This window comes from Actinomadura formosensis NBRC 14204 (genome assembly GCF_001552155.1).
GTDB classification, from domain to species: Bacteria; Actinomycetota; Actinomycetes; order Streptosporangiales; family Streptosporangiaceae; genus Spirillospora; species Spirillospora formosensis.
In genome coordinates, this window is record NZ_BCQQ01000158.1 from 1 (window position 1) to 13,199 (window position 13,199).

8 protein-coding genes are annotated in these 13,199 nt (G+C 71.2%); 5 read left to right on the top strand and 3 right to left on the bottom strand.

The window, feature by feature from the left end:
* Positions 1-372: 372 nt before the first annotated feature.
* A complete protein-coding gene (locus tag AF1_RS28885; RefSeq protein ID WP_067806342.1) occupies positions 373-2,958 on the bottom strand; it encodes a transglycosylase domain-containing protein in 2,586 nt (861 codons plus the stop codon).
* A 1,343-nt stretch (positions 2,959-4,301) separates the two neighbouring features.
* On the opposite strand from AF1_RS28885, the gene AF1_RS28890 reads away from it, so the two are divergent.
* The 4 genes from AF1_RS28890 (at position 4,302) to AF1_RS28905 (ending at position 9,411) form a co-directional block, all read left to right on the top strand.
* Positions 4,302-4,925, top strand: coding sequence for a PadR family transcriptional regulator (locus AF1_RS28890; RefSeq protein ID WP_067806345.1), 624 nt, complete (start codon positions 4,302-4,304; stop codon positions 4,923-4,925).
* A gap of 109 nt (positions 4,926-5,034) precedes the next feature.
* Positions 5,035-6,114, top strand: a complete 1,080-nt coding sequence (locus AF1_RS28895) for an inositol-3-phosphate synthase (protein WP_067806348.1) — start codon at positions 5,035-5,037, stop codon at positions 6,112-6,114.
* A gap of 181 nt (positions 6,115-6,295) precedes the next feature.
* Entirely contained in the window at positions 6,296-8,062 is a 1,767-nt protein-coding gene (locus AF1_RS28900; protein ID WP_242608850.1) for an ABC transporter substrate-binding protein, read from the top strand.
* A gap of 56 nt (positions 8,063-8,118) precedes the next feature.
* Positions 8,119-9,411: an MFS transporter gene (locus AF1_RS28905; protein WP_067806357.1), complete on the top strand. Its 1,293-nt coding sequence runs from the start codon at positions 8,119-8,121 to the stop codon at positions 9,409-9,411.
* Here AF1_RS28905 and AF1_RS28910 read toward each other — a convergent pair.
* Positions 9,408-10,721 carry an adenosylmethionine--8-amino-7-oxononanoate transaminase gene (locus AF1_RS28910; protein WP_067806363.1) on the bottom strand — a complete coding sequence of 438 codons (1,314 nt, stop codon included), beginning with the start codon at positions 10,719-10,721 and terminating at the stop codon, positions 9,408-9,410. The two genes, AF1_RS28905 and AF1_RS28910, sit on opposite strands and share 4 nt — an antisense overlap.
* Positions 10,718-12,220, bottom strand: a complete 1,503-nt coding sequence (locus tag AF1_RS28915) for a CCA tRNA nucleotidyltransferase (protein WP_067806366.1) — start codon at positions 12,218-12,220, stop codon at positions 10,718-10,720. Before AF1_RS28915 ends, AF1_RS28910 begins: the two co-directional genes overlap by 4 nt.
* A 354-nt stretch (positions 12,221-12,574) precedes the next feature.
* On the opposite strand from AF1_RS28915, the gene AF1_RS28920 reads away from it, so the two are divergent.
* Positions 12,575-13,093, top strand: a complete 519-nt coding sequence (locus AF1_RS28920; RefSeq protein WP_067806370.1) for an aminoacyl-tRNA deacylase — start codon at positions 12,575-12,577, stop codon at positions 13,091-13,093.
* The last annotated feature ends 106 nt before the right edge of the window (positions 13,094-13,199 follow it).

Below are 13,199 nucleotides of genomic sequence, written 5' to 3' on the forward strand. Positions count from 1 at the left end.
GGCCACCGCCGGGGGCGCCGGCACGTCCGCCCGTCCTGCCGCCGGGACGCGGCGTCCTGCCGGGCGGCGGCGAGCCGGACGGTGTGCCGGGGGAGCCGGGGCGGGGAAGGCCCCGCCGGCCAGAACTCTGTCCGTGGTCCGGTCCGTATCGGCTTGGGTTACTCACGCGGCCTCATCAACTGGGGGACGGCTGTGCGCCGTCCGAGCGTACTGTGCCCCCGGGACCGTCGAGGCGGATGAGCCGGTGCCGCCCTTCCTCCGGCCGGGCGGGCACGCGCGATCGAGGCCGCCGGCGTGCGGCAATTCGCGAACATGCTCCATGTCACACCCCCAAGTTCATGTGGACGGTTCGGGTGACGGTGGCCCACCGGTTCATTCCGGTGGCCTGGTCAATGGAATCAGAGGCGCGAGGCTCTGTGTGGCGGCTCCGCCGAAACCCCGGCCGCCTCCGCGCTTGCGGCACGCCGGATAGTCGCGGTGGAGCTGGCACCACCACCGCGGCGGCGGGTTGCTCGGCGGCCTGTTCGGGTTGCAGTCGCCGTCCGGGAACGGCGACTGGCACGGCGGCATGTCGCCCTCGCCGCCTTCACCGCCCTCGCCCTGGCAGCGCGGGTCGTACTGGCCGACCGGGGAGTTGCACCACGGCGGCCTGCCGTCCTCGTCCTTCTTCTTCTCCGGCGGCTTCGCCCACTTCTGCACGATCCCGCCCCACGCGGGCGGCGGGAACGCCTGGGCGTTCACGCCCTGCAACGCGTTCGCCATGTAGGCCCGCCAGATGCGGGCGGGGATCGTGCCGCCCTGCACCTCGCCGACGCCCGGCAGGATCACCGACTTCTTCTTCCCGTCCGGGCCCGTCGCGTCGTTGTAGATCGTCACCGCGGTCGAGAACTGCGGGACGTACCCGACGAACCAGGAGGAGACGTTCCGGTCGGTGGTACCGGTCTTGCCGGCCGCCTGGCGGCCGTCCGGCAGCGCCGCCGCCGTCGCGGTACCGCTCCTGATGACCTGCTGCATCGCGTACGTGGCGTCCGCCGCGACCTTCGCGTTGAACACCCGGTGCTCTTCGTAGTTCGGCTTGAGCCTGACCGACTTGTTGTCGCTGTTCCTGACCAGGCGGATCACGTGCGGCTGGTGGTACACGCCGCCGTTGGCGAACGCCGCGTAGCCGGCCGCCTGCTCGATCGGGCGGATGTTGTTGACGCCCAGCGCGAGGTTCAGGCAGCACTTGTGCGGCGTCAGCAGATCGGACGCGATGCCGGCGTCCGTCTCCGTCTTGATCACGTCATCGATGCCGACCTTGCCCATCAACTGGATGAACGCGGTGTTCACCGAGTCCTTGGTGGCCGTGACCAGGTCGATCGCGGGGCCGACGTCATGGCTGTTCGGGACGATCACGGCGCCCGGGTCGTCCTTGGACACCACGCTGCCGTCCGGGCCGATCGGCGTCTTCGACCGTCCCTCCACCAGGCTCTTCAGGCTGTAGTTCTGCTTCAGCGCCGTCGCGAGGACGTACGGCTTCATCGCCGACCCGGCCTGCGCCGAGCCCTGCCACACGTTGTCGAACTCCTGGTCCAGGTAGCCCGGCCCGCCGTAGAACGCCACGACCTCGCCGTTCGCCGTGTTCACCGAGACCAGCCCGACGCGGATCTTCTTCTTCGCGAGCTTCTTCGGGTTCACCTGCGGGACGGTCCTCTCGGCCGCCCGCTGGGCCATCACCATCCGCCTGCGGTCGAACGTCGTGTAGACGCGCAGGCCCTTGGTCGTCAGCTCCTTGCTGTCGATGCCCAGCCGGCGCAGCTCCTCCTTGGCGCGCATCAGCATGTAGCCGCGCTGGCCGCCGTACAGCTGGTTACCGCTGCCCGGCTTGCTGATCCTGGGTAGCTGCCGCATGTACTTGTCGGCGTCGGCCTGGCTCAGCTTGCCCATCGAGACCATGCCCTTGAGCGTGTACTGGTACCGCCCCATCACCCACGCCTGGTTCGCCTTCTCGCCGGGGTCCCGGTTCGGGTTCTGGATGATGCCGCCGAGGACGGCCGCCTGGTCGGGCTTCAGCTCCCACACGTTCTTGCCGAAGTACTCGCGGGACGCCGCCTGGATGCCGTACGTGTCGCGGCCGAAGTAGATCGTGTTCAGGTAGAGCTTGAGGATCTCGTCCTTGGAGTGCTTGTCCTCCAGCTTCACCGAGATGAACAGCTCTTTGAACTTCCGGCTGACCGTCCGGTTGTTCGGGTCGGAGTAGTAGTTCTTCGCGAGCTGCTGCGTGATCGTGGAACCACCGCCGGACCCGCCGGTCAGGTTGTCCCACACCGCCCGCGTCGTGCCCGTGACCGAGAATCCGGGGTCGGTGCGGAAGCTGCGGTTCTCCGCCGCCAGCACCGCGTCCTGGGCGAACAGCGGGACCTGCTTCAGCTCGACGCTCTGCCGCTTCTTCCCGATCCGCCCGATCTCGGTCTTGTCGGTGTAGTAGAAGATCGACGCCTGGTCCTCCACGCCCGCGACCGTCGGCTCCTCGGGCGTCGGCGTGTTCTCGTACGCGACCCAGATCAGCGTGATGAACGCCGCGATGCCGAGCCCGCAGACACCGGCCACCAGCTTCCAGGACGGCAGGAACCGCCGCCACCCCGACTCCCGGGACCGCAGATGGTCGAGAATCCCCTTCTTCGGGGAAGGCGGCGTCCCATGCCGTCCGGGGCCGCCCGGACCACCGGGGCCTCCGGTACCGCCCGGACCACCGGGGCCGCCCGGGCCTCCGGGACCCGCGGGCCCACCGGACCGGTTGGCGGCCCGCACCCCCGTGCTCTTGAACCTCGCGGTCAGCTTCGCGCCGAGTTCCTGCCCGGCCTTCCCGAGCTCCCCGAGCTTCTCCAGCACGGCCGGCTTGGGCGGCGCACCGGGCGGCGCACCGGGCGGCGCACCGGGCGGCGCACCGGGCGTACCGAACCCGGCCGCCCCGGCCATGCCGGCTCCGGCGGCCGCACCGGGCACCCCCGGCGCGTTCAGAGCCCGCGGCCCACCGGCGCCGGGCATTCCGCCCATCGCGCCCGGAGCCCACGGCCCACCGGGAGCACCGCCGGCTCCGGCTGCGCCCCGCATCCCGGGCTGTGCACCCGGCCGGCCGCCGAACGGGCCCGGACCACCGGGTCCGGCCGGGCCACCCGGCGCTCCCGGTCCGCCGGGCATGGCCTGCCCACCGGACGCGAAGGGGCCGCCGGGCGAGGCATGAGAATCCGAAACGGACGGACCACCGGGTGTGCCCGGGCGGCCCGGACCGCCGGGTCCACCCGGACCGCCGGACGGGCCGTTGCCGCCGGGCGCGGCCGGGCCGCCCGGCACGGACGAGCCACCGGGCGCGCCGGACGCGCCCGGGCCGCCCTGGGCGAAGGCACCGGGGAGGGAAGTGTGCGGGCCCGGGGACGGCGGGTTGACGGGCAGCCCCTGTCCGCCGGGCGATCCTCCGGGGATGCCATGTCCGCCCAACCCGCCGCTGGACGCGGCCGGAGAGTCCGAGGCGAGAGGGTCACCGAAGGGGGCGGCGTGGCGGCCTCGGGGAGATTCGGGAGGTGACGGGGTCCCGGGAGCGGGAGTCCCGGGAGCGGGGCCCGGCGGGGCGGCGCCGGGGCCGCCGGGGCCGCCGGGGACGGAGTAGCCGCCCATGAAGCCGGGGCTCTGGCCGGTTTCCGGCAGCCCCGGGAAGCCGGGGTCCTGCGGCACGCCGGGCGGGCCCGCGGGATGGGTCCAGGCGGACTCGCCGGGGGCGTCCGGACGGCCGGGGTCGTCGGAGTCGCCGGGACGGGGGTTCTGCTGCCCGCCCGGCCTCTGCGACCCGGGTTCTGGTCGGGGCTGGCTTGGATTACTCACGCGACCTCATCAACGGGGGACAACGGTTGCTGCCGAGGGCCAAGGGCGTTCCCCGGTCCTTGTTGCGACTCGTGCGCCGTCCGAAGAGTACTGTGCGGGCTGGTGAGCGGGGGGAGCGCAGGCACGGCGAAGTTCCGTCCTGGCTGGTCAGCGCCCCTGCCGATGGAAACGGCCGGGTGGATCCTCCTTCGCGTCCGCCGTCCGGGGCCGGTACCCCGAGGCTGAGGACGCTCGACATGGCCAGGTGGTTCCAGCCGTAACTTTGACATATTTCCGCCACATACGCCCTGAACTTGCCGCATTCGCCCCCCACCTCGGCACAGCGGGCGCCGGGCGGCCACTTGCCATGGAGGGAGCCGGTACGTATCTTGTCGATGTATCGAGCCGATACATTAGCTCGATACATCGGATCGAGACATCGGCTTCTGCGAGAGGGAACCGGGATGGCGGCCAGGAAGGGCGCGGGCGTGCTGGAGCTCGCCGTGCTCGGGCTGCTGCACGAGGCCCCGATGCACGGCTACGAGCTGCGCAAGCGGCTCAACGCCCTGCTGGGCATGTTCCGGGCGTTCTCCTACGGATCCCTCTATCCGTGTCTCAAGCAGCTTCTTGCGAACGGGTTGATCGTCGAGGACCGTCCGGACGAGGCGAACACACCGCTGGCACTGCAGAGCCGCCGGTCGAAGATCGTTTACAAGCTCACCGCCGACGGCAAGGAGCGCCTCCAGCGGCTCCTGACCGAGGCCGGTCCGGCGTCGTGGGAGGACGAGGGGTTCGGCGTGCACTTCGCCTTCTTCTCGCACACCCGCGCCGACGTCCGGCTGCGGATCCTCGAAGGCCGGCGCAGCCGGCTGGAGGAGCGCCTGGAGAGCTTCCGCGCCGCGCTGGCGCGGACCCGCGAGCGGGTCGACTCCTACACCCTGGAGCTGCAGAACCACGGGCTGGAGTCGGTCGAGCGCGAGGTCAGATGGCTCAACGAGCTCATCGGACGCGAGCGGGCCGAGCAGGAACAGCAAGCACAGTCAGCCAAGCAGATCGATCAGGACATGCCTCGGGACAAGCGCCGCTGACGGCGGCCTCAACCGGGATGGGTGAGCCCCACCTCATGTCCCATCACAGGTGGCGTTCGCCCTCCGGGCGGGCGTGGATCGCAACCGCTAGAGATTAAGGAGCAACCGGATGGGTTCGGTGCGCGTAGCCATCGTGGGTGTGGGGAACTGCGCCTCTTCGCTCGTCCAGGGTGTCGAGTTCTACAAGGACGCGGCCCCCGACACGCGAGTTCCCGGCCTGATGCACGTCCAGTTCGGTGAGTACCACGTGGGCGATGTGGAGTTCGTCGCGGCGTTCGACGTTGACGCCAAGAAGGTCGGGATGGACCTGTCCGACGCCATCCACGCCAGCGAGAACAACACCATCAAGTTCGCCGACGTCCCGCCGACCGGCGTGACCGTCCAGCGTGGACACACCTTCGACGGCCTGGGCGAGTACTACCTGGACATGGTCGAGGAGTCCGACGCCGAGCCGGTCGACGTGGTGCGGGCGCTGAAGGACGCCGAGGTGGACGTCCTGGTGTCGTACCTGCCGGTGGGTTCGGAGGAGGCAGACCGCTTCTACGCCCAGTGCGCGCTCGACGCCAAGGTCGCGTTCGTGAACGCGCTGCCGGTGTTCATCGCCAGCGACCCCGAGTGGGCGCAGAAGTTCACCGACGCGGGCGTCCCGATCGTCGGTGACGACATCAAGTCGCAGGTCGGCGCGACCATCACGCACCGCGTGATGGCCCGGCTGTTCGAGGACCGCGGTGTTGAGCTGCTGCGCACCTACCAGCTCAACTTCGGCGGCAACATGGACTTCATGAACATGCTGGAGCGCAAGCGCCTCCAGTCCAAGAAGATCTCCAAGACGCAGTCGGTCACCTCGCAGATCCCGCACGAGATGGCGAAGGCGGACGTGCACATCGGCCCGTCCGACCACGTGCCGTGGCTGGACGACCGCAAGTGGGCCTACGTCCGGCTGGAGGGCAAGTCGTTCGGCGACACGCCCCTCAACCTGGAGTACAAGCTGGAGGTCTGGGACTCCCCGAACTCCGCCGGCGTGATCATCGACGCGGTCCGCGCCGCCAAGATCGCCAAGGACCGCGGCATCGGCGGCCCGATCCTGTCGGCCAGCTCCTACTTCATGAAGTCGCCGCCGGAGCAGTACAACGACGACCAGGCGCACGAGGCGGTGGAGAAGTTCATCCGCGGCGAGGTCGAGCGCTGAGCGGCGCCTGAGAGTCTGATCACAAAGTTCCCGAAGGACGCCCTGACAGTGGACATCCCGCTGTCAGGGCGTCCTTACTTCTTTGGAGAAACGGTGATGTACCGGCCATCCGTCACTCTGTAGACCTCCGGAACACCGCCGGTGACCGCACGCCAGGTTCGGAGTCTTCGAGGTGGGATACGTGACGGCACGCGAGATGCTCAGGGTGTCGGCGGGCCTGACGGGGCTGGTGGTGGGCCTCGCCGGGTGCGCGGCGGGCGGGGACGACGCGTCCGCGGGGGGCCGGCCCCGCGACGGCGGGACGCTGCGGATCATCGGGTCGTCCGATGTCGGGCATCTCGACCCCGCGGCCGTGTCGGACACCGGCGCGTACGGGCTCGCCCGCACGTTCGCGCGGACGCTGTTCGGAACGCGGGCGTCCAACGACTTCCAGGAGACACTGCCCGTCCGGCCGGACGTGGCCGAGCGGATCCCGACCCGCGAGAACGGCGGCATCGGCAAGGACCGCCGCACGTACACGGTGCGGCTGCGCGAGGGCGTCCGGTGGAACACGGCGCCGCCGCGTCCGGTGACCGCACAGGACTTCGTCCGCGGCTTCAAGCGGCTCTGCAACCCGGCGGCGCCGTCCGCCGGGAAGGAGTACTTCATCTCCACGCTCAAGGGGATGGAGGAGTTCTGCCGCGGCTACGGCGGCGTCGACGCCGAGGACCCGGCGGCGATGGCGGCCTACCAGCGCGACCATGAGATCGCGGGTGTCCGCGCGAAGGACGACAGGACGCTCGTGTTCACGCTGAAGCGCCCCGCGAGCGACTTCCTCCACCTGCTGTCGCTGCCGTACACGGCCGCCGCGCCGAAGGAGTACGACGGGTACGTGCCGGACGGCCCGCAGTTCCGGCGGCACACGATCTCGGACGGCCCGTACCAGATCACCGAATACCGTCCGGGGGTCTCCTACGTGCTCGGTCACAACCCGGCGTGGCGGGCGGACGGTGACCCGCTCCGCGAGCGGCATGCCGCGCAGATCAGGATCACGCTCGGGCAGGACTCGCCGGAGGCCGTCCAGCGGCAGATCGAGCAGGGCGCCGCCGACCTCGCGTGGGACCTGCCCGTCCCGGTGTCCGCGATCCCGCGGCTGCGGAACGACCCGCGGTTCGCGCTCAGGGAGACGCCGAACACCAGCCCGTACCTGGTGTTCAACACGCGCGGTCCCGGCAACGGCGGCGCGCTCGGCAGGCGGGAGGTGCGGCGGGCGCTGGAGTACGCGATCGACCGCAACGCCCTCATCAAGATCGTCGGCGGGCCGTCGGTGGCGCGGCCGCTGCACACGGTGATCCCGCCGGGCACCTCCGGATACGCGTCCGTGAACCACTATCCGACGCCCGATGAATCCGGCGATCCGGCCAAATGCCGGGAACTGCTCGGTCAGGCCGGCCGCCCCAAGCTCACGCTGAGGTTCCCCCACCGGACGGACGGCGTCCACAAGCTCATCGCCCGGTCCATCGCGGACGACCTCGACGCCTGCGGGGTCAAGACCAAGCTCATCGCCGACTCCGGCGGCTCCTTCCACGCCGGCGCGCCCGCGCGCGCCCGCGCGGGCGAATGGGACATCGCCGCCCCCGACCGGGTGCCCGACTGGTACGGCGACAACGGCCGCTCGATCGTCCAGCCGCTGTTCGACGGCCGCGGCCACGGACGGAACTCCGCCAATTACGGCGGCTACGACAACCCCGAGGTCAACGCACTCATCGACGCGGCCCTCACCGCCCGCGACGCCGGCCACGCCGCCGGCTACTGGCAGCAGGCCGACCAGAAGATCATGGAGGACGCCGCGATCGTCCCGCTCCTGGACCGCTCCCAGCCCCTCTTCCACTCGTCCCGCGTCCATGGCGCCCTGTACCTGCCGGCGACCGCCGGCTACGACTACACCCGGCTGTGGCTGACCCCGTAGAACCCCCGGCGGGCGAGGTGGGCGTGGTACCGGTGTCCAGCACATATGGTGATCGGGTGCATGCGGGTCAGTTGCGGGAAGTTCTGCGGGGACGGGATTTCCGGCGGCTGTACGGGACGCGCCTTGCCTCGCAACTGACCGACGGCGTCTTCCAGGTGGCGCTGGCCGGCTACGTGTTCTTCTCGCCCGAGCGGCAGACGACGGCGGGCAAGGCCGCGGCGGCGTTCGCGGTGACGCTGCTGCCGTACTCGGCGCTCGGCCCGTTCGCCGGGGTGTTCATCGACCGGTGGCGGCGCCGGCAGATCCTCGTGTGGACGCCCGTCCTGCGGGCCCTGCTGGTGCTGCTCGTCGCCGCGCTGGTGGCGGCCGGTCAGGACGGTCTGCTCTTCTTCCTCGGCGTGCTGGCGGTGCTGGGCGTCAACCGGTTCTTCCTCGCGGCGCTGTCGGCGGCGCTGCCCCATGTGGTGCGGCGCGACCGGCTGGTGACCGCGAACGCGTTCACGGTCACCTCCGGGACGGTCATCGCGTTCGCCGGTGCCGGGGCCGGCTACCTGCTGCGCGGGCTGTTCGGTGCCGGACACGAGGGGACGGTGCTGATCCTCGTGTGGGCGGCGGCATTGTTCCTGCTGGCGGGCCTGATCGCGACGACCCTGCCGAAGGGGCTGCTGGGGCCGCATCCGGCGGGCGATGCCGGGCCGGGGGTCCGGGTCGCGCTCGGCGGCGTGCTGACCGGGCTGGCGGACGGGGCGCGGCACATCACGCGGCGGCCGCAGGCGGCGCTGGCGCTCGGCGCGATCTCGTTCCACCGGTTCCTGTACGGCATCGTCCTGATCATGACGCTGCTGCTGTGCCGCAACCACTTCGCCGGCGATCCGGACCGGGGGCTGGAGACGTTCGCGCTCATGCTCGGCGTGTCCGGCGCCGGGTACTTCGCGGCGGCGCTGATCACCCCGGCGGTGGTGCGGCGGATCAGCAAGCAGGCGTGGGTGGCGTGGCTGCTCGGCGTGGCGGCGCTGAGCCTGCTCGTCCTGGGGATGCCGTTCACGGAGCGTCCCTGGGCGGCCGGCGCGTTCCTCCTGGGCGTCGTGTCGCAGGGCGTGAAGCTGTGCGTCGACACGACCCTCCAGGAGATCATCGAGGACGCCTACCGGGGCCGGGTGTTCGCCGTCTACGACATGCTGTTCAACGCGACGTTCGCCGCCGCCGCGGCAGCCGCGGCCACCTGGCTGCCCGCGGACGGCCGCGCCGCCCCCACCCTCCTCATGGTGATCCTCGCCTACGCCGCGGGCGCGGTCGCGTACCGCACGGCCGCGTCCCGCATCCGCCCGCCCGTCCCCGCCCTCCGCTAGAGGGATTCGGCCACCGCGTGGAGAGCGGCGGCGATGTGGAGGACGTCGTCCTCCGTGCAGACGTACGGCGGCATCGTGTAGACCAGCCTGCCGAACGGGCGGAGCCAGACGCCGTGCGCCATCGCGATCTCCTGGACGGACGGGACGTCCACCGGCTCGCGCGCCTCCACCACGCCGATCGCGCCGAGAACGCGGACGCCCGCCACCCCCGGCAGGCCGGCCGCGCCGTCCAGTTCGCTGGTCAGGATCGCCTCGATGGTGTCGACCTCGTCCCGCCAGTCGCGCGACAGCAGCAGGTCGATGGACGCGGACGCGACGGCGGCGGCCAGCGGGTTCGCCATGTAGGTGGGGCCGTGCATGAGAACGCCCGCTTCGCCGGACGTGATGCCGCCGGCGACACGGTCGGTGCACAAGGTCGCGCCCATCGTCATGTATCCGCCGGTCAGGGCCTTGCCGACGCACATGATGTCCGGGACGATCTCGGCGTGGTCGCAGCCCCACAGTTCGCCCGTCCGGCCGAACCCGGTCGCGATCTCGTCCAGGATCAGCAGCAGCCCGTGCTCGTCGGCGATGCCGCGGAGGGCGCGCAGGTATTCGGGGGCGTAGAAGCGCATGCCGCCGGCGCCCTGCACGACCGGCTCGACGATGATCCCGGCCAGTTCGCCCGCGTGCTCGGCGGCCAGCCGCGACAGCTCGTCCAGATACGCCCCGTCGGGTTCGGCGGCGTAGCCGGGCGGCGGCGCGGACGCGAACACGTGCCGCGGGAGGACGTCGCCGAACAGGTGGTGCATCCCGTTCACCGGGTCGCAGACGGCCATGGCGCCGAACGTGTCGCCGTGGTAGCCGCCCCGGACGGTGAGGAGCCGGCGCCGTTCGAGGCGTCCCCGCGACCGCCAGTACTGCAGCGCCATCTTGATCGCGACCTCGACGGCCACGGACCCGGAGTCGGTGAAGAACACCTTCGTCAGCGGCTCCGGCGTGATCTCGACGAGGCGTTCGGCGAGCCGCACGGCCGGTGGATGAGTGAGCCCGCCGAACATCACGTGCGCCATCTTGCCGAGCTGCCCGGTGACGGCCGCGTTCAGCTTCGGGTGGTTGTAGCCGTGCACGGCCGCCCACCACGACGACATCCCGTCGATCAGCTCGGTGCCGTCCGCGAGCGTCAGCCGGACCCCGTCCGCCGACACGACCGGCAGGGCGGGCGTGGACGCGGGCATCGGCGCGTACGGATGCCAGATGTGCTCCCGGTCGAACGCCAGCATCCGCTCGGTCTCCCCCGGGCTCATCCGCCCGAGCTGCAGCGGAATCATTCGCCCTCCTCGCCGGCGGGCCGGTCCGGGGCGCCGATGCCTTCGGCCGCGGCCCAGCGGCGCAGTTCGTCCGCCGCGGCGTCCTTGCCGATGATGCCGCGGTCGAGGCGGAGGTCGAGCAGGAACTTGTAGGCGCGTCCGACGAGCGGGCCCGGCGTGATGCCGAGGATCTTCTGGATCTCGTTCCCGTCGAGCTCCGGGCGGAGCGCGGCGAGCTCCTCCTCCTGCGCCAGCCGCTCGATCCGCACTTCCAGGTCGTCGTAGGTGCGGCGCAGCCGTTCGGCCTTGCGGCGGTTGCGGGTCGTGCAGTCGGCGCGGGTCAGCTTGTGCAGCCGGGGGAGCAGCGGGCCGGCGTCGCGGACATAGCGGCGGACGGCCGAGTCCGTCCACTCGCCGGTGCCGTAGCCGTGGAACCGCAGGTGCAGCTCCACCAGCCGGGACACGTCGGTGACGACGTCCTTCGGGTAGCGCAGCGCGGTCAGCCGCTTGCGCGTCATCTTCGCGCCGACGACCTCGTGGTGGTGGAACGACACCCGGCCGCCCGGCTCGAACCGGCGCGTCCTCGGCTTGCCGATGTCGTGCAGCAGCGCCGCCAGCCGCAGGACGAGGTCGGGCCCGCCTCCGCCCGTTTCGTCGCCCGAACCCGCCTCCTGCGCGATCGCCTGCTCCAGGACGATCAGCGAGTGCTCGTAGACGTCCTTGTGCCGGTGGTGCTCGTCGATCTCCAGCCGCAGCCTCGGCAGCTCCGGCAGGACGTGCGCGGCGAGACCGGTCTCCACGAGCAGCGCCAGGCCCTGCCGCGGGTACCGGCCGCAGATCAGCTTGGACAGCTCGTCCCGGACCCGCTCCGCCGAGACGATCTCGATGCGGGCCGCCATGTCCTTCATCGCGCGGACGGCGTCCGGCGCGACCGTGAACCCGAGCTGCGAGGCGAACCGGGCGGCGCGCATCATCCGCAGCGGGTCGTCGCCGAAGGAGTCCTCGGGCCTGCCGGGGGTCCGCAGGACCTTGCGCTGCAGGTCGGTGAGGCCGCCGAACGGGTCGACGAACTCGTGCCCCGGCAGCCGCGACGCCATCGCGTTCACCGCGAAGTCGCGGCGGCGCAGATCCTCCACGAGCGACGTCCCGTACGAGACCTCCGGCTTGCGGGACTTCGGGTCGTAGGACTCGCTGCGGTAGGTGGTGATCTCCAGCTCGACGCCGTTCTTGCGGAGGCCGACCGTGCCGAAGTCGATGCCGATCGTCCAGTGCGCGTCCGCCCAGTCGCGGATGATCTCCAGGGTGCGTTCGGGTGTCGCGTCGGTGGTCAGGTCGACGTCCTTGGTCGGACGGCGCAGCAGCGCGTCCCGGACGGGCCCGCCGACCAGCGCCAGCTCGTAACCGGCAGCCGCGAACAGGGCGCCGAGGTCGTCGGCGACGGGCGCGATCCCGCGCAGCAGCTCGGCGATCGCGGTGCGCCGCGAGGGCTCTGGGGTCACGTTCTGGTTGGGCACGGCCATCGAGCGTATTTCCTTGGTTGACGGGCTGACAAAGGACTTTCTGGCGATCGGCGGCGTCCCGCGCGGAAGCCCTTGCGGGCCGGAGCCGGACGGGCCCTTCTCCTACCGCGATCCCCGGGTTACGTTCTGGACACCCCGATGACGCCGGTGAGCCTCCCGCACGACAACGGTAGCGGGAGCCGCCAGAGCCCCGGTCCGCCGCAGGTGCGGTTGAGGCGCTTTCTGAGGGTTTACGTGACGTATGACGCGAGTTGGTCCAGTCATTCCGGGTATGTGGGCATATCTCCCACAGAGTGTGAAGCAGGGGACACAGCGATACCAGTTCCGGGAGACCCCCGCGGGATGGAGCCGAACATGAAGGACGCTCTCGCCATACACCGCGCACTGCTCCAGTGGGAGGCCGTGCACGAGATCGTGCGACTGCCCGTCGCGCTGACCCACGCCGACGAGTTGCCGAAGGCCCTCGGCCTCCCGGCGGAAAGATGCCTGGTGACACGCGTCTACACGTGCGACGACGTCCACCACGGCCGGCGTTTCCTGACGGGCGTGATCGTCCGGGCGGGTGAGCGTCCGCCGCTCGACGCCGTCCGGCACACCATCGGCGCCCGCACCATCCGCCCGGCGCATCCCGACATCGTGAACGCCGTGACCGAGTACGCCGCGGGCCTGGTCTGCCCGCTGCTCCTGCCCGACACGATGCCGCTCCTCATCGACCACCGCCTGGTGGACGGCCTGAGCACCGACGACGTCGTCTACACCGCGACCGGCGAGGCGTCAACGGCCCTGGGCATCCGCGGCGGTTCGCTGTCCGCCCTGTGCCAGGCGGAACCCTTCGACCTCACCGCCCCCACCCTCGCGTCCCCCATCCTCTGACCCCACCCGCCCCAGCCATGCGACAACCGAAAGGCACGCCGTCTTTAACCCCAGCCCCGCAACGACCTCAGGCGTTGCGATCGCGTGCGAAGCCAGGTTCGAGCCT

Excerpts from the sequence above, each read along its gene's own strand:
- AF1_RS28915 (WP_067806366.1), bottom strand. The coding sequence starts at position 12,220 with ATGGCCGTGCCCAACCAGAACGTGACCCCAGAGCCCTCGCGGCGCACC.
- AF1_RS28920 (WP_067806370.1), top strand. The coding sequence starts at position 12,575 with ATGAAGGACGCTCTCGCCATACACCGCGCACTGCTCCAGTGGGAGGCC.
- AF1_RS28910 (WP_067806363.1), bottom strand. The coding sequence starts at position 10,721 with ATGATTCCGCTGCAGCTCGGGCGGATGAGCCCGGGGGAGACCGAGCGG.
- AF1_RS28890 (WP_067806345.1), top strand. The coding sequence starts at position 4,302 with ATGGCGGCCAGGAAGGGCGCGGGCGTGCTGGAGCTCGCCGTGCTCGGG.
- AF1_RS28895 (WP_067806348.1), top strand. The coding sequence starts at position 5,035 with ATGGGTTCGGTGCGCGTAGCCATCGTGGGTGTGGGGAACTGCGCCTCT.
- AF1_RS28885 (WP_067806342.1), bottom strand. The coding sequence starts at position 2,958 with ATGGCCGGGGCGGCCGGGTTCGGTACGCCCGGTGCGCCGCCCGGTGCG.